This is a genomic window from Pseudomonas sp. SDO52101_S400 (genome assembly GCF_054071635.1).
Window position 1 is genome coordinate 1 of sequence record NZ_JBSVWF010000012.1, and the last position, 20216, is coordinate 20216.

Annotated in this window: 21 protein-coding genes; 6 read left to right on the top strand and 15 right to left on the bottom strand. The window is 59.3% G+C overall.

The features are described from left to right. Positions 1–238: 238 nt before the first annotated feature. From msrQ to ACW9HX_RS08245, 6 genes are all read right to left on the bottom strand, one after another. Entirely contained in the window at positions 239–862 is a 624-nt protein-coding gene (gene msrQ, locus ACW9HX_RS08220) for a protein-methionine-sulfoxide reductase heme-binding subunit MsrQ (RefSeq protein WP_457380203.1), read from the bottom strand. Then, positions 862–1875 (bottom strand): protein-methionine-sulfoxide reductase catalytic subunit MsrP, encoded by a 1014-nt coding sequence (msrP, locus tag ACW9HX_RS08225; RefSeq protein WP_457380204.1) that lies wholly within the window; start codon positions 1873–1875, stop codon positions 862–864. Before msrP ends, msrQ begins: the two co-directional genes overlap by 1 nt. A 63-nt stretch (positions 1876–1938) precedes the next feature. Continuing rightward, complete coding sequence (gene pssA, locus ACW9HX_RS08230) at positions 1939–2796, bottom strand: CDP-diacylglycerol--serine O-phosphatidyltransferase (RefSeq protein WP_457380205.1); 858 nt, start codon at positions 2794–2796, stop codon at positions 1939–1941. Positions 2797–2943: 147 nt separating this feature from the next. Beyond that, positions 2944–3960 (bottom strand): ketol-acid reductoisomerase, encoded by a 1017-nt coding sequence (gene ilvC / locus ACW9HX_RS08235; protein WP_003228216.1) that lies wholly within the window; start codon positions 3958–3960, stop codon positions 2944–2946. A 48-nt stretch (positions 3961–4008) separates the two neighbouring features. Beyond that, a complete protein-coding gene (ilvN, locus tag ACW9HX_RS08240) occupies positions 4009–4500 on the bottom strand; it encodes an acetolactate synthase small subunit (RefSeq protein ID WP_003205610.1) in 492 nt (163 codons plus the stop codon). A 2-nt stretch (positions 4501–4502) separates the two neighbouring features. Continuing rightward, complete coding sequence (locus tag ACW9HX_RS08245; RefSeq protein WP_457380206.1) at positions 4503–6227, bottom strand: acetolactate synthase 3 large subunit; 1725 nt, start codon at positions 6225–6227, stop codon at positions 4503–4505. Between the two features lie 400 nt (positions 6228–6627). On the opposite strand from ACW9HX_RS08245, the gene ACW9HX_RS08250 reads away from it, so the two are divergent. Next, complete coding sequence (locus tag ACW9HX_RS08250; RefSeq protein ID WP_457380207.1) at positions 6628–7044, top strand: DUF4124 domain-containing protein; 417 nt, start codon at positions 6628–6630, stop codon at positions 7042–7044. An 18-nt stretch (positions 7045–7062) separates the two neighbouring features. Here ACW9HX_RS08250 and ACW9HX_RS08255 read toward each other — a convergent pair whose 3' ends face one another. From ACW9HX_RS08255 to mrcB, 3 genes are read right to left on the bottom strand one after another with little or no spacing between them, the layout of a single operon-like run. Beyond that, the gene (locus tag ACW9HX_RS08255) at positions 7063–7398 is read right to left on the bottom strand and encodes a YqcC family protein (RefSeq protein WP_249483681.1); all 336 of its coding nucleotides are present in this window, start codon (positions 7396–7398) and stop codon (positions 7063–7065) included. After that, positions 7398–8144 carry a tetratricopeptide repeat protein gene (locus tag ACW9HX_RS08260; RefSeq protein WP_457380208.1) on the bottom strand — a complete coding sequence of 249 codons (747 nt, stop codon included), beginning with the start codon at positions 8142–8144 and terminating at the stop codon, positions 7398–7400. The genes ACW9HX_RS08255 and ACW9HX_RS08260 overlap by 1 nt, the downstream gene beginning before the upstream one ends. A 16-nt stretch (positions 8145–8160) precedes the next feature. After that, positions 8161–10485: a penicillin-binding protein 1B gene (gene mrcB, locus ACW9HX_RS08265; protein WP_457380209.1), complete on the bottom strand. Its 2325-nt coding sequence runs from the start codon at positions 10483–10485 to the stop codon at positions 8161–8163. Positions 10486–10602: 117 nt separating this feature from the next. Here mrcB and ACW9HX_RS08270 point away from each other — a divergent pair, with 117 nt between their 5' ends. The 4 genes from ACW9HX_RS08270 to ACW9HX_RS08285 all read left to right on the top strand — a co-directional run bounded on the left by ACW9HX_RS08270 (position 10603) and on the right by ACW9HX_RS08285 (position 13895). After that, positions 10603–12159 (top strand): bifunctional aminoglycoside phosphotransferase/ATP-binding protein, encoded by a 1557-nt coding sequence (locus tag ACW9HX_RS08270; protein ID WP_457380210.1) that lies wholly within the window; start codon positions 10603–10605, stop codon positions 12157–12159. Positions 12160–12250: 91 nt separating this feature from the next. After that, positions 12251–12595, top strand: a complete 345-nt coding sequence (locus ACW9HX_RS08275; protein ID WP_096820917.1) for a pentapeptide repeat-containing protein — start codon at positions 12251–12253, stop codon at positions 12593–12595. A gap of 220 nt (positions 12596–12815) precedes the next feature. Further along, the gene (locus ACW9HX_RS08280; RefSeq protein ID WP_003228231.1) at positions 12816–13088 is read left to right on the top strand and encodes a TfoX/Sxy family protein; all 273 of its coding nucleotides are present in this window, start codon (positions 12816–12818) and stop codon (positions 13086–13088) included. A 15-nt stretch (positions 13089–13103) separates the two neighbouring features. Next, the gene (locus ACW9HX_RS08285) at positions 13104–13895 is read left to right on the top strand and encodes a Crp/Fnr family transcriptional regulator (RefSeq protein ID WP_457380211.1); all 792 of its coding nucleotides are present in this window, start codon (positions 13104–13106) and stop codon (positions 13893–13895) included. A gap of 227 nt (positions 13896–14122) precedes the next feature. Here the strand turns inward: ACW9HX_RS08285 and ACW9HX_RS08290 are convergent, their stop codons facing one another. Genes ACW9HX_RS08290 through ACW9HX_RS08305 form a run of 4 tightly spaced genes read right to left on the bottom strand, consistent with a single transcriptional unit; the run spans position 14123 to position 17666 of the window. Further along, positions 14123–14971 (bottom strand): ChaN family lipoprotein, encoded by an 849-nt coding sequence (locus tag ACW9HX_RS08290; RefSeq protein WP_457380212.1) that lies wholly within the window; start codon positions 14969–14971, stop codon positions 14123–14125. A 21-nt stretch (positions 14972–14992) separates the two neighbouring features. Continuing rightward, positions 14993–15760, bottom strand: a complete 768-nt coding sequence (locus tag ACW9HX_RS08295; RefSeq protein ID WP_457380213.1) for a heme ABC transporter ATP-binding protein — start codon at positions 15758–15760, stop codon at positions 14993–14995. Further along, positions 15760–16743 carry a FecCD family ABC transporter permease gene (locus tag ACW9HX_RS08300; RefSeq protein ID WP_170931651.1) on the bottom strand — a complete coding sequence of 328 codons (984 nt, stop codon included), beginning with the start codon at positions 16741–16743 and terminating at the stop codon, positions 15760–15762. The genes ACW9HX_RS08295 and ACW9HX_RS08300 overlap by 1 nt, the downstream gene beginning before the upstream one ends. 50 nt (positions 16744–16793) lie before the next feature. Continuing rightward, on the bottom strand, positions 16794–17666 hold the full coding sequence (locus ACW9HX_RS08305) for a heme/hemin ABC transporter substrate-binding protein (RefSeq protein WP_457380214.1): 873 nt from the start codon (positions 17664–17666) through the stop codon (positions 16794–16796). A gap of 162 nt (positions 17667–17828) precedes the next feature. Between ACW9HX_RS08305 and ACW9HX_RS08310 the strand changes: the two genes are divergently transcribed. Continuing rightward, positions 17829–18146, top strand: coding sequence for a Rieske (2Fe-2S) protein (locus ACW9HX_RS08310; protein WP_457380215.1), 318 nt, complete (start codon positions 17829–17831; stop codon positions 18144–18146). Here the strand turns inward: ACW9HX_RS08310 and sfsA are convergent. Both sfsA and ACW9HX_RS08320 read right to left on the bottom strand, forming a co-directional pair. Further along, positions 18143–18856 (bottom strand): DNA/RNA nuclease SfsA, encoded by a 714-nt coding sequence (gene sfsA / locus ACW9HX_RS08315; RefSeq protein ID WP_457380216.1) that lies wholly within the window; start codon positions 18854–18856, stop codon positions 18143–18145. The two genes, ACW9HX_RS08310 and sfsA, sit on opposite strands and share 4 nt — an antisense overlap. Further along, positions 18856–20028 (bottom strand): pyridoxal phosphate-dependent aminotransferase, encoded by a 1173-nt coding sequence (locus ACW9HX_RS08320; RefSeq protein ID WP_457380217.1) that lies wholly within the window; start codon positions 20026–20028, stop codon positions 18856–18858. The genes sfsA and ACW9HX_RS08320 overlap by 1 nt, the downstream gene beginning before the upstream one ends. Between the last annotated feature and the right edge of the window lie 188 nt (positions 20029–20216).

Genomic DNA, 20216 nt, shown 5'->3' on the forward strand with positions numbered 1-20216 from the left:
GCGAATTCTACAGCGTTACACGCTGCTGTCAACACCTCTTTTTCTCCGCTTTCGATCGAGAAGACCGAAACGTCAAAAGAGCCAAACATCACCACTCTCTCAACGCCTTCCAGGCTTCGATGACCTGAAGCGAGCCACTGCCGAAAACTGCGTAACTCATTGAGTTTCAAGGAGTTTTCCATTTCGACTGCGCCGGAAGTGGGGCGAATTATAGGCCTCCAGAATCTGCCGTCAACCTTTAATTCCGCTTTTCTCGCAAAACCTGCCTTTTACCCAGCAAACGCGGGATTCGGCGGGCTATCGGCGGAAGTCGCAGCACAAGAAGCAGCCCACCTATAAAGGCATAGACCGCCCATTCTTTAAGATCGGCGCGCACAATCCATAGCATATGCAGCAATCCCAACCCGAGAATCACATACGCCAGTCGGTGCAACTTCTTCCAGCGCGCGCCCAAACGACGCTGGCTATAACGGTTGGACGTCACCGCCAATGCCAGTAACCCCAGGAATCCAAGCGTACCGACAATAATGTACGGACGCTTACGCAACTCCACTCCCAGCTGCGACCAGTCGAAACCCAGGATGAATGCCATATAGCTGCACAAATGCAAAACCACATACGCAAAACACCAGAGTCCCAACTGCCGGCGCACAGCGATCCACCCTGCCCACCCCGTAAGCTTCTGCAGCGGCGTCATACTCAACGTGATCAATAGCAACACCAGCGTCCCGAGACCAAGTCGATCAACCAGGACTTTTCCGGGGTCCGGCCCGAGCAAATCCTCAAAGGCCAGGTAGAACCACCACAGTGGCCAGATAGTCGCCGCAATAAAAACGCCTACACGCCAGAACGGATATCGCATCAGTAATTCTTCCGCAGATCGAGCCCTGTATATAAAGCAGCGACTTCATCCGAGTAGCCGTTGAACATCTGCGTATCACGCACATTCGGCTTGAACAGACTATTGGGAAGACGTCGTTCCCGAGCCTGAGTCCAGCGAGGGTGATCAACCGTCGGGTTTACATTGGCATAAAACCCATACTCGTCCGCTGCAATGCTTTGCCAGGTCGTCTTTGGCTGCTCGCTGACCAGACTGATCCGCACGATGGATTTCACACTCTTGAAGCCATACTTCCATGGCACCACCAGACGCAACGGCGCGCCGTTCTGGTTCGGCAATTCACGGCCGTACATGCCCACAGCCAGGATCGCCAATGGATTCATCGCCTCATCCAGACGCAAGCCTTCTACATAAGGCCAGTCGATCAGGGCAAATCCCGACCGCTGTCCGGGCATGCTTTTGGGATCCTGCAAGGTTTCAAAACGGATGTACTTGGCATTGGACGTCGGCTCGACCTGCTTGAGTAGCGCCGAAACAGGGAAACCGATCCAGGGAATCACCATCGACCATGCCTCGACACAACGCAGGCGATAGATGCGCTCCTCCAACTGGTAAGGTTTCATGAAGTCTTCCAGTGCATAGCGCCCCGGCTTCCCCACTTCCCCGTCCACCACCACACTCCAGGGTTCGGTCTTCAGCGATCCGGCATTGGCTGCCGGATCACCCTTGTCGGTACCGAACTCATAGAAGTTGTTGTAGTGGGTCGCATCCTTATAGGGCGTGATCGCCTCATCCTTGACGTTCACCGCCCCCCATTTAATAGAAGGCTGCTTCTCGGCAAACCAGGCGGGCGCATTGCCGGACTCGACATCGGCATAACGCGCAGTCTCTTCGGCACTGGCCCAGCTCGGCAGACTGCTCATGGCCAGACCAGCCGCAGTTGCTCCGAGCAATTGCCGGCGAGAGAGATAAATGGATTCAGGCGTAACGTCCGACTCAAGGCAGTCGGACGCTTTGGGGATTTTGATCAGCATGACAACTCCGCAGTTTTGGAGGACAGATGCACCCATAGACTGCGGAGTATGAGGGAAATTACATCACTCGACGTTTTTGTGGCGACGAAGATGCAACAGGTACTGCACAGGGCCCGAAGCCGCATAGGCAAGGAACACCAGCAGCAGAATGCGTGGAGGATCGCTGAACACCACCGCGAACACCAACACCACCGCCAGGATCGCAACGAACGGCACGCGACCTTTCAGGTCCAGCTCCTTGAAGCTGTTGTACTTGATGTTGCTGACCATCAACATGCCAGCGGCCGCTACCATCAGTGCAACCAGGAACGACATCTTCGAACCCTGGATCCCGTAATCGCTGAACGCCCAGACAATCCCCGCGACCACACCGGCGGCTGCCGGACTGGCCAGACCGATGAAGTAACGCTTGTCTGCGGTACCCACTTGAGTGTTGAAGCGCGCCAGACGCAACGCCGCACCCGCCACATAGATGAAGGCGACCATCCAGCCGACCTTGCCCATGTCACCCAGCGCCCAGCCGAATGCCAGCAATGCCGGCGCGACGCCGAAGGCAACCATGTCCGACAGCGAGTCGTACTCGGCACCGAATGCACTTTGCGTGTTGGTCATTCGCGCCACACGGCCGTCGAGACCGTCGAGCACCATGGCGACAAAAATGGCGATAGCCGCGAAGGCGAAGTACTTGCTCGCATTCGTCGAATCCCCCGCGCTCAAGGCGGCCTGGGCACTCATCGAATTGATGATGGAATAGAACCCTGCGAACAGGTTCGCAGTGGTGAACAGATTCGGCAAAAGATAGATACCACGATGCCGGACTTTACGACCTTCTGCGTCATGCCCTTCTTCGACATGTTCATCGATGGGCAGCAGGCTTTCGGCGTCTGAAGCCTGGTTCGGCTCTTCGGGACGTTCGCTCATGGACATTACCTTGCAACGGATTGGACATTTTCGACAGGTGTCTGGGACGACGGTTCGGCCACAAACGATGCAGCTTTATACCAGAACCGCCCGCCCATACGAAAAAACGCGGCCGAGGCCGCGTTTTTTCATACAAGGGTCGACGACTTAGTTTTTGGCTTTGTCGACGATCTTGTTGGCACCGATCCACGGCATCATGGAGCGCAGTTGCTCGCCGATGATTTCGATACCGTGAGCGGCGTTGTTACGACGCTTGGCGGTCATCGAAGGGTAGCCGGTTGCGCCTTCGCTGATGAACATTTTGGCGTATTCGCCGTCCTGAATACGTTTCAGGGCGTTGCGCATGGCCTGACGGGATTCGGCGTTGATCACTTCCGGACCAGTCACGTACTCGCCGTATTCAGCGTTGTTGGAGATCGAGTAGTTCATGTTGGCGATACCGCCTTCATACATGAGGTCAACGATCAGTTTCAGTTCGTGCAGGCACTCGAAGTAGGCCATTTCCGGCGCGTAGCCAGCTTCTACCAGGGTTTCGAAACCGGCTTTCACCAGCTCAACGGTACCGCCGCACAGAACGGCTTGTTCGCCGAACAGGTCGGTTTCGGTCTCGTCCTTGAAGGTGGTTTCGATGATGCCGGTACGACCGCCACCAACGCCAGCGGCGTAGGACAGTGCAACATTCTTGGCGTTACCCGAGGCGTCCTGGTAGATCGCGATCAGGTCAGGAATACCGCCGCCTTTCACGAACTCGGAACGTACGGTGTGGCCCGGGGCTTTCGGCGCGATCATGATCACGTCAAGGTCGGCACGCGGAACAACCTGGTTGTAGTGGATCGCGAAGCCGTGGGAGAAGGCCAGGGTGGCGCCTTTCTTGATGTTCGGCTCGATTTCGTTCTTGTACAGGGAGGACTGGAACTCGTCCGGGGTCAGGATCATGACCAGGTCGGCAGCAGCAACGGCGGAAGCAACGTCAGTCACTTTCAGGCCGTGGGCTTCAGCCTTGGCAACGGTAGCCGAACCTTTACGCAGACCGACGGTAACGTCGACACCGGAGTCTTTCAGGTTGCACGCTTGAGCGTGGCCCTGGGAACCGTAACCGATGATGGCAACTTTCTTGCCCTGGATGATCGACAGGTCGCAGTCTTTATCGTAGAAAACTTTCATGAATTTCCCCTTTATATCCAGGCCGTTCAGGCCATTCGCTAATTTGGTTTAGATGCTGAGTACTTTGTCGCCGCGGGCAATACCGGTGACGCCACTACGGACGGTTTCCAGAATCGATGCGGTGCCGATGGACTGAATGAAGCTGTCGAGCTTGTCGCTGGTACCGGTCAGTTGAACGGTATACACGCTGGCGCTGACGTCGACGATCTGTCCACGGTAAATATCGGTGGTGCGTTTGATCTCGGCGCGCTGGGCGCCAGTGGCCTTGACCTTGACCAGCATCAGTTCGCGCTCGATGTGAGCGCTTTCCGACAGGTCCACCAGCTTGACCACTTCGATCAGCTTGTTCAGGTTTTTGGTGATCTGCTCGATGATTTCATCGTGGCCGACAGTGGTCAGCGTCAGACGCGACAGTGTCGGGTCTTCGGTTGGCGCCACGGTCAGGCTTTCAATGTTGTAGTTGCGCTGCGAGAACAGGCCGACTACGCGAGACAAAGCACCGGGTTCGTTTTCCAGAAGCAAGGAAATAATGTGCCGCATGATTAGGTACGCTCCGTCTTGCTCAGCCACATATCGCGCATGGAGCCGTCTTTGATCTGCATCGGGTAGACGTGCTCGCTGGTGTCGACCGAAATGTCGAGCACCACCAGGCGATCCTTCAGGGCGAACGCTTCTTCCATCTTCGACTTCAAATCTTTCGATTCGGTGATGCGCACGCCGACGTGGCCATAGGCCTCGGCCAGCTTGACGAAATCAGGCAGCGATTCCATATAGGAGTGCGAGTGGCGGCTGCCATAACTCATGTCCTGCCACTGACGAACCATACCCAGTACACCGTTGTTCAAGATCACGATCTTGACCGGCAAACCGTATTGCAGGCAGGTCGACAGTTCCTGGATGTTCATCTGGATGCTGCCCTCACCGGTGACGCACGCAACGTCAGAGTCAGGGAAGCTCAAGGCGATACCCATCGCGGCCGGCAGACCAAAGCCCATCGTGCCCAGGCCACCGGAGTTGATCCAGCGGTTCGGCTTGTTGAACTTGTAATACTGCGCAGCAAACATCTGGTGCTGGCCCACGTCGGAGGTCACAAAGGCATCGCCCTTGGTCACTTCGCACAGGGTTTCGATCACGGTCTGTGGCTTGATCTTGCTGCCGTCGCCCTTGTCGTAAGGGAACAGGCCGCGATCACCGCGCCATTCGTCCACTTGCTTCCACCAGCTGGCGACCGCTTCCTTGTTCGGGGTTTCGCCGATTTCCTTGAGAATCGCGACCATTTCGGTCAGGACGCTCTCCACCGGGCCAACGATTGGCACGTCAGCCTTGATGGTTTTGGAAATCGAAGCCGGGTCGATATCGATGTGAATGATCTTGGCGTTCGGGCAGAACTTCGGCGCGCCGTTGATCACGCGATCGTCGAATCGCGCACCGACAGCCAGGATCACGTCGGCATGGTGCATCGCCAGGTTGGCGGTGTAGCTGCCGTGCATGCCGAGCATGCCGATGAACTGACGGTCAGTGCCAGGGTAGCCACCCAGGCCCATCAAGGTATTGGTAACCGGCAGGTTGAGCATTTGCGCCAGTTCGGTCAGCGGCGCGGAGCCGTTGCCGAGAATCACGCCACCGCCGGAGTACAGCACGGGACGCTTGGCCGCCAGGAGCATTTCTGCTGCCTTGCGGATCTGCCCGGAGTGACCGCGAACGGCCGGGCTGTAGGAACGCAGTTTGGCTTTCTTCGGGAAGATGTATTCGAACTTCTCGGCCGGGTTGGTCATGTCTTTCGGGATATCGACCACGACCGGGCCCGGACGACCGGATTGCGCCAGGTAGAAGGCTTTCTTCATGACTTCCGGGATTTCCGAGGCGTGCTTGATCATGAAGCTGTGCTTCACGATCGGCCGGGAGATACCGATCATGTCGGTTTCCTGGAACGCGTCGGTGCCGACCATGGTGCTTGGCACCTGACCGGAAATGATCACCATTGGAATCGAATCCATATAAGCGGTGGCGATACCGGTGATGGCGTTTGTGGCGCCTGGACCGGAAGTCACCAATACCACGCCGGCTTTACCGGTGGCACGGGCATAGCCGTCAGCCATATGGGTAGCCGCTTGTTCGTGACGAACCAGGATGTGGGTCACTTCCGGTTCTTTGAACAGGGCATCGTAAACATGAAGAAGAGCACCACCCGGGTACCCGTAGATATATTTGACGCCTTCGTCACGCAAGAAGCGGACGAGCATCTCACCGCCAGATAAAAGCTCCACGTTGTTCACCTCTAAAACGCCAGAATACCGTCCACAAAAAGGCGAACGGGTCTTAATAGGTTTACTTCTCGGCAGAGCATGAGCGACGGTGGTCGCCGACTACGTCAGCACTGACTGAGCAAGTATTGGGATCGTCCCAAGTGTTGCGGGCCTTTCCCACCCAGCGCGAGGTAACGCGTTGCGGGTGTAACAGGTCGACGCGGATATGCGCCTCATGATCTGCCGAGAGGGTCTGCTTCTGGCAGTCCCTGTACAGCGGACTTTGGATTCTTCTGTTTCGCCCTCTCCAAGTCAAGCCGTCAATGTGCTTAATTGTGGGTAAGCACATGAGAACGCAAGAAAAAACCTGAAAAGCGCTACTCTGTTAGCGTCAATTGCGCAATTTTGCCAAGGAATCAGCATGCGAACGCTCCTCGTCACACTGCTGATCGGCCTCAGCCCCTGGTGCATGGCCGGTCAGATATACAAATGGGTCGATGCTCAAGGTGTCACGCATTTCGATGCGCAGCCGCCACAAGGCCAGTCGGCGACCACAGTGCAAACGTCGCCCTCGCCTGCGCCGCGTCCCACCGCGATGCCCGGCAGCGGCGCGTTGGGCGATCAGAAAGCCATCGACGACAAGGTCAGGAAACAGGTCGCCGAGCAACAGGATCAGCTCAAGACCTTCTGCGAACAGGCGCGCACGAACCTGGCGCAGCTGCAGAACAATCCGCGCTTGAGGGAGGAGACCGAGGGGGAATTGCGTCGGCTGAGCGATACGCAACGTCAGGAGCGTATCGCAGAGACGCAGAAACAGATTGCCGAAAACTGCCAGTGATCACTGGCAGTCGGCCATTCAGCGCGAAGCAGTGATCAGCAGGTCGAACTCTTTGAGCAACACCTGCAACTGCCGATCCTTGCCCTGCAGATTGCGCTGGGCGAAGACCATTTCGGCCATTTCCTGAATGCCCGAGGCATTGGGCAATGGCAGGTCCTGCTCGAGGATCATCTTCATCCGCGGCAGGAAGATCCATTGCAGCCATTGCTCGAAATCGAGTGTGTCGACCGAAAAAGGCTCGACACTGCTCAAGGCTTCAGCCGAAGGCTGGACATCATCCCACCAGCCCTGGGCACGCAGTTCACGCTCGATTAACAGCAGTTGATCGGCAACTTTCGAGAAACGCGCGTCCATTACAGCGAAACCTTGGCCTTCTGACGGGCCAGTGCGGCGCCGGCGGAGTCACCCTGTTTTTCGCGAGCCTGGGCAATCAGCTCCCACAGGCTGGCCTGCAAGTCAGGACGACCGTTGGCCATGGTCAGCGCGCGGCGGGCGGTTTGCTCGGCTTGCGGGGCATCGCCCTGAGCCATGCGCACTTGTGCCAGACGGTAAAGCACTTGTGGCTCACGCGGAGCAACACGCTGAGCGCGTTCCAGGCTGGAGGATGCACCGTTCAGATCGCCGCCGGCCTGCTGTTGTTGCGCCGTGCTCAGCAAGGCGAGCACCGGGCCGTCCAACTGCTCATCGGCAGACAGACCACCGCCGCTGCTGGCCGAAGGAATACCGCTAGGCGTCGAAGGCATGCTGTAGCTGCCGGAGCTGATCGGTGCCGATTCAACCGGCGATGGGTTGTAAGGCCCAGCGGTGATGCCTCCAGACGCCGGCCCCGGCACGATCGGCGAAGTGCTGATCGGAGTCGACGTCGCAGCGCCGCCCGGCACCATCACCACCACACCGGTATCACCCTGTGGAATAGCCTGAGTCTGGGCCTGTACAGGACGTTTCACTGTCGTTTGACGGAAACCACCATTGGCCGAGATGCGCTCGCTGTTGGACACGGCCGTGCCGGAATCGACAACCGGGATCGAACCACGCTGTACGGTAGAGCAGCCGCTGAGCAAAGCCACGGCGGTCACCGCTGGAATCAACCACTTGTTCACTTGAAACCCTCTTCGCTTAATTCATCCAGCCCTTGACCCAATCCATCACCGACTCGCTCGAGGCCGGGCTTTCGCCTGCGCAGGAGGCGCCGGGTGGCGGTTCGCTGCCGCGAATATACGGCATCTGCACGGCGCCCGGACAGTTGGCATCGGAGCCCTGACCCGTACGCGAATCAACCCACGCCTGAACCACGTTGTCCGGCTGCGGCATGTCCAGCGGCAGCGGGTCGGCCTTGCGCATGAAACTGGTCCAGACCTGCAATGCACCGGTGGCACCGGTGAACGGCGTCTTGCCGTTATCGTCACGGCCTAGCCAGACCACCGCCAGCAGATCCTGACTGAAACCGGCGAACCAGCTGTCCCGCGAATCGTTACTGGTACCGGTCTTGCCGGCCAGTGTCAGGGTCTTGGGCAACACGTTGTACACCGAGCTGCCGGTACCTTCACGCATGACGCGTTGCATGGCGTTCTGGATCAGATAGATCGAGGCAGGATCGAAACGTTGCTCGATCTGGAACGGATAACGCTTGAGCGGCTCGCCCTCGGCGGTCAGCACACTGCGAATCCCGCGCATCGGCGTATTGAAGCCACCGTTGGCGAGGGTCTGGTACATGGTCGCCACTTCGATCGGTGTCATGCCACCGGCACCCAGCAGCATCGACGGGAACGCCGGGAACTCACGGGTTACGCCCAGACGCCCGATGGTCTTGAGGACATTCGGAACACCCACCGCCAGCCCGAGACGCGAGGTCGACAGGTTGTAGGAATGCGCCAGCCCTTGATAAAGGAAAACCGTACCGTGTGAACGACGATCATAGTTCTGTGGTTTCCACACCTGGCCGTCTGCACCCTTGATGGAAAGCGGATCATCCGACAGCCAACTGGTCAGCGTGTACTGGCTCGGTTTTTCCAGTGCGGTCAGATAAACCGCAGGCTTGACCAGAGAACCAATCGGTCGCACCGCATCCAGTGCCCGGTTGAACCCGGCGTAACTGGCCTGACGGCTGCCGATCATTGCCTGGACTTCGCCGGTTTCCGGGTTGGTCACGACCATTGCCGCTTCCACGTCATCGGCGCCCTTGCGACCGGAAAGACGCTTGAAGGTGTCGTTGACCGAGGCCTCGGCCTTCATCTGCAGGATCGGGTCGAAACTGGTGAAGATCCGCAGACCTTCCTCGGTCAAGTCCTCGTCACGGTAGTCTTCACGCAACTGACGCTTGACCAGGTCGATGAAGCCCGGGAACGAGCTGTCGGCCAGCTTGCCGCGCGAGGTCACGCCCAGCGGCATTTTTTTTGCGGCCTCCACCTGTTCGGCGGAAGCGACACCCTGTTGCTCAAGTACGTCGAGCACCAGGTTGCGTCGCTCCAGCGCCCGCTCCGGGTTGCGACGCGGGTTGTAGTAGGAAGGGCCCTTGACCATGCCGACCAACAGAGCTACCTGATGCAGTTTCAGCTCGGACAATGGCTGGCCGAAGAAGAACTGGCTGGCAAGACCGAAACCGTGCACCGCACGCTGACCGTCCTGACCGACAAAGACTTCGTTGAGGTAAGCCTCAAGGATTTCCTTCTTGTCGTAATGCAGTTCGAGCAGCAGCGCCATCATCGCTTCGGTGAGCTTGCGCGTCAGGCTGCGCTCGTTGGTGAGGTAGAAGTTCTTGACCAGTTGCTGGGTCAGCGTACTGCCGCCCTGAGTCATCTTGCCGCCAGAGGTGTTGACCCAGATGGCACGGGCAATCGACTTCGGCGACACGCCCCAGTGACTGTAGTAATCCCGGTCTTCCACAGCGACCAGGGTTTCCAGCAGATACGGCGGCACCTGATCGAGCTTGATCAGAATCCGGTCTTCAAGGTTTTTCGGGTAGATTCCGCCGATCATCAGCGGCTCCAGGCGCACCACCGACAACTTCGAACCGTTCGTCGCCGAGAGCTCGGCCACGTAGTCACCGGAGAAACGCACGCGCACCGGCTGCGGTTTTTCGAGGCCTTCGTAGAACTGGAAGCCTCGAGTGTTCAGATCGACGGTATTGCCGTTGACTGCCGCCGCGCCAGGACCATTGCTCACCGCTTCGCGGCGATAGCCCAGGGCATCGAGTTCAGTGAGGAAATCGTCCTTGCTCAGTTTCTGTCCGACGAACAGCTCGAGCGGACGCGCGTATACCTTGGCCGGGATGGTCCAGCGCTTGCCGGAGAATTTCTCCTGCACCACGGCATCGAGGTAAACGGCGAAGCCAGCCAGCACCACAAGGCCGACCAGACTGAGTTTCAGGGCCCAGCCCAACCATGGGCGCAGGCCCCGGGAGGGTGGTTTTTTAGGGGTGCGGGGGGATCGAGTACGAGTCATGGCGGCGGATTATACGCACTTTATTCATACTCAACAGGAGCGCTCCGAGGTTTGCGTCGGGCTGGCGAGCGGCCATAATGGCGACCTCGAATTTTCCCAGTCTCTGAAGGATCGCCTGTGAGCCAGTCCCTGATCGCCGCCCTGCAAAACCCAGCCCTGTTTGCGCACCCTGTCGAAGGGTTTCAGGTCATCGAAACCCATATCTCGTGGGTCCTGCTCACCGGCCCCTACGCTTATAAAGTGAAGAAACCGGTGAACTTCGGCTTTCTCGACTTCACCAGCCTCGAATCCCGCGAGCATTTCTGCGGCGAAGAACTGCGCCTCAACCAGCGCCTGACCGACGATTTGTATCTGGAAGTGATTCCAGTCACCGGCACTGCCGAAGCCCCGCAACTGGGTGGCGACGGCCCGGCCATCGAATACGTGCTGAAAATGCGCCAGTTCCCGCAGACCGGCCTGCTGAGTACTCTGCAAGCCAATGGCGAGCTGACCACCACGCACATCGACGAAATGGCCGAGCAGATTGCTCGTTTCCACCTCAGCGCGCCGAAAGTCCCGGCCGAGCACGATGCCGGCACGCCTGAAAGCGTGATGGCGCCGGTTCGCCAGAACTTCGAACAAATCCTGCCGTTCCTCAGCGACAAAGCCGATCTGCTGCAACTGGAAGCCCTGCAAGCCTGGGCCGAAAGCAGCTTCGAACGCTTGAAGCCCCTGTTCGCCCAGCGCAAGGCCGAAGGTTTCACCCGCGAATGCCACGGTGACATTCACCTGGGCAACGCCACACTGATCGACGGCAAAGTGGTGATCTTTGACTGCATCGAATTCAACGAACCGTTCCGCTTCACCGACGTCTGGGCCGACACCGGCTTCCTGGCGATGGACCTTGAAGACCGTGGTCTGAAATCCCTGGCCCGTCGCTTCATCAGCCAGTACCTGGAACTGACCGGCGACTATAAAGGCCTGGAAGTGTTGAACTTCTACAAGGCTTACCGTGCCCTGGTACGTGCGAAGGTTGCACTGTTCAGCATGCCGGCCGACGCGACGCCGGTGCAGCGCGCCACCACTCTGCGCCAGTACCGCAACTACGCCAACCTGGCGGAAAGCTACAGCACCATTCCTTCGCGCTTCATGGCGATCACCCACGGCGTATCCGCTGTAGGCAAAAGCCACGTAGCCATGCGTCTGGTCGAGGCGCTGGGCGCAATTCGCCTGCGTTCCGATGTGGAGCGCAAGCGTCTGTTCGGCGAACAAACCGTCGCCAACGACGTTCAGGCCGGGATTTACAGCGCCGATGCCAGCGCTGCTACTTATTCTCGCCTGCATGAAATCGCCGAAGTGATCCTGCACGCCGGTTTCCCGGTGGTGATCGATGCCACTTACCTCAAGCGCGATCAACGTGACAGTGCAGCCAAGGTTGCCGAGGCCACTGGCACGCCGTTCCTGATCCTCGACTGCAACGCGCCACAAGCAGTGATCGAGAGCTGGCTGGCCCTGCGTCAGGCAGACAAAAAGGATCCGTCCGACGCCACGCTGGCCGTGATCGAAGCACAACAAGCCAATCGTGAAGCCCTGACCCCGGAAGAAATCCTGCGCAGCAAACGCGTGCAGACCAACGAATCCGGTACCCTGGACACCGTCGTGGCGCAAATCCGCCAGCGCCTGCCAGGTCTGTAAGAAACTATTTCGGCCGTGAAGCCCTTGCTCGCTTCACGGCCGTCAAATAGTGGCACTATACTGGCGTCATAAAACCAACAGGTGATCTGACATGAGCCAGCCGAAACTTCTCGACACCCCGCTTTATGCCTTGCTGCACAAAGACGACATAACCGGTTTCAACAAAGAACGTCCGAAAGACGGCCCGATCGATATGGTCGGCGGTGATTTTCGCGGCCTCGACCTGCGTGAACTGAACGCCGATGGCGTGGATTTCCGGGACGCCTACTTCCGTTCCGCTGATCTGCGTGGCATCGACTTCCGCAACGCTGCGCTGGAAGGCGCCAGCCTGGCCCACGCGCAGATTTCCGGTGCTTACTTCCCGCCGGAGCTGAGTGCGGACGAAATCCTGATGTCGATGAACTTCGGTACACGCCTGCGTTATCGGACCCGCTGAGTCTCGGAATACCCAAACTCGTCCAGCGCCCCCCGCTTTGCGCTGGACTTCGTGCTATTCGTAATTTTCTCTCGCCCTCCTCCCCTTATTCATCAGCGGAAACTGACGTTTCTTAGAAGCGTTTGCGTCGAATCCGACCAAACAACCACGCTTTTCCTACTGATGGCTACACTCCTGAGAAGCTCGCCCACGCACCATTCGGCCGTCGCAAGGAGGCTTGATGAATGATGAACTGCAACACCTGAAGAATCTTGGCAAGACGTCGGCGCAATGGCTGCATGCCGTGGGCATCCACAGCGCCTCGGATCTGCGTCGCCTTGGCGCCGTGGATGCCTATCGGGCCGTGCGCACGCGCGGGTTCCGGGCGTCGAAGGTGTTGTTGTATGCGATCGAAGGGGCGCTGATGGATGTGCACTGGAACGACATCCCTGCTGAACGCAAGGACGCACTGAACAAACAGCTCGAAGCCATTTCCTCTCGCCACAAGAACTGACGGGCACCCACCTTCATGTATCTGCTCGGGGAACAATCGGCGCCGGCCGAAGCGATGATCAACCGTTTGCAGAGTCTGCCCGGTCAATTTCTGAGGGATCTTGAACCGTGCGGGCCCGTGCTGGAACTGGAGGCCACGGATGACCTGATGGCGCAGTTGCCGGTTGATCAGCTGTTTTTACTGACGGAGGGCATCATCAACGGCCAGTTCAGTGGCCGGACGCTTTTCTATTGGCAGGAAGGTGATCTGATCGGTCTGCAACAAGGTCCGGACTGGACAGACTGCATCCTGCGTTCGGACGGACCATTGAGCCTGCTGCCCTACCGTCGACGTGATCTGTTGCAGCATGTGCATTCAGAACCCGCGCGTTCGGAGCAATTTCTGCACTATCTGCTCGGTCAAATGGCGCTGCTGGCCAATGCGGTCGCCGAACTCAAGCCGAGGGAGTTTCGCAGCACCAATGGCTTTAAAAGGGTCGAGGCCGGAGAAGTGTTGATCCGCGAAGGAGATCCCGCCGATCACGTGTTCGTGATCATCGAGGGACACGCGCAGGCATTCGTCGACGGGCACAAGGTTGGCGAAGTGCCCAAAGACGAGATTTTCGGCGCCATGGCGATATTCACCGGCGAACCCCGCAACGCTACCGTCGTTACCTGCGAGCCGAGCACCGTGATGCTGATTCCCGGCGATCAGTTTCTGAGCATGACGCGCAGCAATCCGAAAATCGCCCACAGCCTGATCGAAAGCATGGCGCGGCGCATCGACCAGCTCAACAAGCAGCTCACGGCACTTGACCGTCCAAGCTGAAGCCCAGTGTTTTCAGGGCTTTTCAGCCATTCCCCAAACAAAACCGAAGAAATGGAAAAACACTCGTTGACTTGTTAATGAGAATCGCTATGATTATCACAACTGGTCGCGAGATCAGTCGATATTCTGAAAAGCCCTTGGTTCGGACTCTCAGATTATCTCCTCATCAGGCTAATCACGGTTATTTGACCCGGTTTTTACCGGGTCTTTTTTTGCCTGCAAGAAAGTTATTGGCCGAACTGTTTACGCATCTCGGCACAGTAATCCGGTTTCGGCGTAGCCGGTGTGAACCAGACATAATCGGCCATGGCTGCCGTGACCTCGCTGCCCTGCTCCGCCAGCATCAGCACCGTCGGCGCTTCGGGCGCCCCCAGATCCAGCACATGCAGCGGCACACCAACATCCTTGCGCGCATGAAACGCACCCGCCAGCAACAATGCAGGCCCAGGCGCCGCCAACAGGCGCGAAGCCATGCGTCGATCCCGTTGCTGCTGTACCGCCAGCATCGCCGGCATTTGCGACTGAGGCAGCAAGCCGCAGTGAGAATCGCTGATCTGCCCGGCCAGCTCGTTTTTTACCGACTCGGCGTTGCTGCGATCCCCCTTCAATACCGGCGGGTCGCGATAGAACGCACGAATTTCAATGTTATCGAGATTGGCCGCCAGCAATGGATACGGTTGCGTAAAGGCAAACCGCACAATCGGCCCGTAGAGTTTCCAGTCCCAGCCGTCCTGCCATGCCAGCTCGACCGGGAGATCAACAGCAGGTTTTGCGGAATGGCGTACATCATCAACCCGCGATTGTTGATCGGGCGTCAGCATTTCAAGCAGGAGACTGCCTTGGGGCCGCTCTTCGCCCAATGTCTGCAACAACCACAATTGCACGGCATGGTGATCGGCGTTGTCATGTTGCTCACCGACGATCACCCGTGCCGGTTTTCCCAGGCGCGCCAGCAGTTCTTGCGGGGTAATCTGTGTTCCATTGCGCAGGTCGCGAATATCGCCACTGACCGGTGGCGGAGCCACATGCTGGCAACCACCAAGCAACAACACCGCGAACAGCAAAATCCCACGCATGCTTTCACCTCGATGACCACATCAGCGGGCGATGATCAGCGGATGCCCGCGCTCCGGGTGCGACTGCACCAACACCTCCAGACCGAATACAGCCTTGAGCGACTCCGGACGCAACACCTGCTGCGGCGTGTCCAGTGCCACCGGGCACCCGCCCTCCAGCAGCAAGATACGATCACAATAGCGCGCCGCCAGGTTCAGATCATGCAGGATCACCATCACCGCTGCGCCACGATCAGCAAACTCGCGCACGGCCTGCAGCGTGGTGTGCTGATGCAACGGATCGAGCATCGAAGTCGGCTCATCCAGCAACAAGGTCTGCCCGGCCTGCCCCGGCCACAGTTGAGCCAGCACGCGGGCCAGATGCACCCGCTGGCGCTCGCCACCGGAGAGCGCCAGATAACTGCGTCCGCTCAAATGACCGGCATCCGCTGCCAGCAACGCGGCGGCGACAATCTCGTCGTCGCGCACTCTGCCGCTCTGATAGGGCAAACGCCCCATCCCGACTACTTCTTCGACGCGAAAGGCGAAATCCAGCGTCGACACCTGGGGCAATACCGCCAGCCGTTGAGCACGTTGAGTACCGCTCCAATGGCTCAAGGCTTCGCCGTCGAGAGAAACGCTGCCTTCACTGGCCGTCAGTTCCCCGCACAATGCCCCGAGCAACGTGCTCTTGCCGGCACCATTGGGGCCAAGCACGCCGAGCACTTCACCCGACTCCAGTTGCAGATTGACGCCAGCCAGTACCGTCTTGCGGCCACGACGGATGTGCAGATTGTGCGCTCGCAACATCAGGCACGTCCTCGCAGCAGCAGATAAAGGAAAAACGGCGCGCCAATGAATGCCGTGACGATGCCAATCGGCAACTCCGCCGGCGCCAGCGCCAGCCGTGCCACCAGATCCGCCAGCAACAACAGACTGGCACCGGCCAGCACCGATGCCGGCAGCAACACGCGATGATCCGGCCCGGCGAGCAAACGCACCAGATGCGGTACCACCAACCCGACGAATCCGATCATCCCGGCCGCCGCCACCGCCGCACCGACCCCCAATGCCGTACAGAACACCAGTTCACGCTTGAGCCGCTCGACATCGATCCCCAGATGCCCCGCTTCCGACTCCCCGAGCAGCAGCGCATTGAGTGCCTTGGCCCTGCGCGGAAGCCAAAGTGCAACACCGGCGCTGATGATCAACAGCGGCCACAACCGCGCATAACTCGCACCATTGAGGCTGCCCAGGTTCCAGAACGTCAGGGTTCGCAGGGTTGCATCGTCCGCCAGATAGGTAAAAAGCCCGACAGCAGAACTGGCGAGCGCAGTCAGGGCGATGCCCGCCAGCAACATGGTCGCGACATTGGTCTGCCCGTTACGCCGCCCGAGCCGGTAGACCAGCGCCGTCACCCCAAGACCACCGAGAAACGCACACACCGACAACAGGTACGGGCCGAACCACTCCGGCAAACCGCCGAAAAAAGAACCACCGACAATGGCCACCGCCGCGCCTAAAGCAGCGCCACTGGAGACGCCAACCAACCCGGGATCGGCCAGCGGATTGCGAAACAGCCCCTGCATCGCCACACCGGACAACGCCAGCACGCCGCCGACAGCCAACCCAAGCAAGGTCCGCGGCAAACGAATCTGCCCGAGGATCAGTTCAGCCTGCTCCAGCCCGTCCGGCGCCAGCGGCACACCGATCATGCGCAACGCGGCACGCAAGGTATCGAACAGCGGCAGGCTGACCGGCCCCAAGGCCAGCGACAGCCAGATCGCCAACAAGCACAACAGCGTCAGGCCGATGAACAAGCCACGAGGTTTGACCAGCGTGGTCATTGGCTGCTCTGGGTCGGGTAGAAACCGTCAGACAAGGTTTTCAATGCGGCCGGCAAACGTGGCCCGAGCCCGCCGACCAGCAGCGTCGGGTCCAGCTCCAGCACACGTCCGGACTTGCCCGCACGGCTGGAATTGAGGATCGGGTTTTCCTTGAAAAGCGCTGCTTTCGCCGCCTCGCCGGTCAATGCTCGATCAGCGAATACCAGAACTTCAGGATCGAGCCCCGCCAGAGACTCCACGGAAAACGGCTTGTAACCGGTATGGGTGGCCAGGTTGTGTCCGCCCGCCTGTTGCAGCAGCCAATCGGCGGCGGTGTCCTTGCCGGCGATCAACGGTTTGCCGCCGGCATGCCCGAGTAGCAACAGCACGCCGGGGGCCTTGTGTCTTGACTGCACCTCAACCACTCGCGCTTTCTGTGCGTCGAGTTGCTGTTGATAACTTTGCAGCAGTTGCGTCGCCTGAGTCTCGGCGCCCAGCAACTGGCCCAGATGGGTGACATTTTTTTCCAGCGTCGGCAGATCCGGCTGAGCGGAGAACAACTCCACCTGCACCTTGGCACTGCGAACCTGCGAGATCACTGGTGGCGGGCCCATTTCATCGGTGCCGATCAGGATGTCCGGGCGCAGGCTGAGTATGCCTTCCGCCGACAGGCTGCGCTGGTAACCAATGCTCGGCAGCGACTTGAGGGATTCGGGATGCTGGCTGGTGGTGTCGACCCCCACCAGCTTCGCCTCGCCGCCCAACGCACTCACCCATTCGGACAACGCACCGCCGGCACTGACCCATCGTTGCGGCAATTGGGCCGCTGCAGCCTGGTGGCTGACAATAAGTCCGACACACAGCACGGCAACGCGGGTACTCAGGCGCATAGACAGCTTCCTTGAAGGATTTTCCCGGGCATCGGGACGGCAGGCCAAGTATCCTCGGCAGCGGTCACCGCGCAGCGGGCGAAGGCGGCCATTTGATAATTGTTTGCATTTGAACGTCAAGCTCGGACATATCCGGACACGAGCCGACACTTGAGGATAGCCATGAAGTTTCTGTGCACGGGCGCCGATCTGGCCGAGGCCGCCAGCCGCGGTTTCGAGATCGATGGCAAAAAACTGTTCGCCGTGCGCCGGGCCGGTCAGGTGTACGTCTACCTCAACCGTTGCCCGCACCGGGGCGTCGGGCTGGAATGGCAGCCCGACCAGTTTCTCGACCCGAGCAACAGCCTGATCCAGTGCGCCACTCACGGCGCACTGTTTCTGATCGAGGACGGCGAATGCGTGGCGGGCCCCTGCGCCGGACAATCGTTGATGGCCATCGATTGCCGTGAAGATGCCCAAGGGCTGTGGGTCGACGTTTAACCGTTGAGCAATACGTCCAGCCGACGGTCGATCCGCATTTCCTCATGGCTTAACCGCACGCCATAAGCCAGCACCTCGACCCCGGACGCCACCGCCTCGCGCAAGGCATCGGCGTAGGCCGAATCGATTTCCACGGCGGGACGCACCGCCTCGATGCCGGTCAGATTCACGCAGTACAACTGCACCGCCCGAATCCCGTCGCGCGCCAGGTGCGCCAGCTCACGCAAGTGTTTGGCGCCGCGCTCTGTCACGGCATCGGGAAAAGCCGCCACCGCCGTACCGTCGAAACCCAGGGTGACGCTTTTCACTTCCACGTACGCCGGCCCGCTCGGGTATTCGAGGCGAAAGTCGATACGGCTTTTTTCCTGTCCGTAGGCCACTTCGCGTTTCAGCGCGGTAAAACCGTTCAACTCGCTGATGACACCGGTCTGCAAGGCCTCTTCGACCAGGGCGTTGGCGCGCCCGGTGTTCACACAGAACAACCGGCCCTGCGGGGTTTCGCCGATTTCCCAGGTGCCCGGCAGCTTGCGCTTGGGATCATTGGAGCGACTGAACCAGACCTGACCTCCCTCGACCTGACAATTGAGCATCGAACCGGTGTTCGGGCAGTGAATGGTCAGCAGTTCGCCGCCAACGGTTTCGATATCAGCGAGAAAACGCTTGTAACGGCGGATCAACCGCCCTTCTTCAAGAGGAGGATGAAAGCGCATCAGCCTTGCCAGCTCTTCAAGCCACGAGCAATGCGTTCCACTGCTTCCTGCAGGCGAGCCAGGTTTTGCGTGTACGCAAAACGCACGTGATGGCTGGCCTGATAGCGACCGAAATCCAGGCCCGGGGTGAAGGCCACGTGCTCGGTTTCGAGGAAATGCCGGCAGAACGCGAAGGCATCACCGCCGAACTGGCTGATATCGGCATACAAGTAGAACGCGCCTTCCGGCTCCACAGCGATATTGAAACCCAGCTCCCGCAGCGCTGGCAGCAGGAAGTCGCGGCGAAGGCCGAACTCGGCGCGGCGCTCCTCGAGGATCGCAATGGTATCCGGCTCGAAACAGGCCAGTGCCGCATATTGGGCCATGCTCGGAGCACTGATGTAGAGGTTCTGCGCGAGTTTTTCCAGTTCGCTGACAGCCGCTTCCGGTGCCACCAGCCAGCCGAGCCGCCAACCGGTCATGCCGAAATATTTGGAGAAACTGTTGAGGACAAACGCACCGTCATCGACTTCCAGCACGCTGGCGGCATCGGTGCCGTAAGTCAGGCCGTGGTAGATCTCGTCCACCACCAGATGCCCGTGCCGCGCCTTGATGGCTGTGGATAACCCCGAAAGCTCATCGCGGGTCAGAATCGTCCCGGTCGGGTTGGCCGGCGAGGCGACCAGTGCGCCGACACTGTCGTGATCCCAGTGGCGCTCCACCAGATCAGGCGTCAGTTGATAGCGTACGTCCGGGCCGACAGGAACCAGTTGCGCCGCGCCTTCAACCAGACGCAGAAAGTGCCGGTTGCACGGGTAACCGGGATCGGCCAGCAACCAGTGTTTGCCCGGATCCACCAGCAACGCGCTGGCCAGCAGCAGCGCACCGGAGCCGCCCGGCGTGATCAGAATCCGTCGCGGATCGATATTCAGACCATAGCGGCTCTGGTAGAAACCGGAAATCGCCTCGCGCAGCTCAGGAATGCCACGGGCGGCGGTGTAACGGGTTTTCCCCGCCGTCAGCGCGGCCTGGCCGGCGCGGATGATCGGTTCGGCCGTCGTGAAGTCCGGCTCGCCGATTTCCAGGTGGATCACGTCGTGGCCGGCGGCCTGCAATTCATTGGCCCGCGCCAGCAACGCCATCACATGGAACGGTTCGATCGCACGACTGCGCGCACTGTAGGGCTGAGCCATTGGCCTTCCTTCAACGAGTGAAAAGAAACGATTCTACCCATCTGCCGGAACGAGCGAGAACCCGTAGCGGTCACAGCCTCAAGAACGCTGGACTGTAACGACACGAGCGTACGCTCCAGGATTGACTAAAATCAGTGATTGTCAGGTCTCCAACACCACCAGACATGGCTTGGCAAACATTTGCAGGC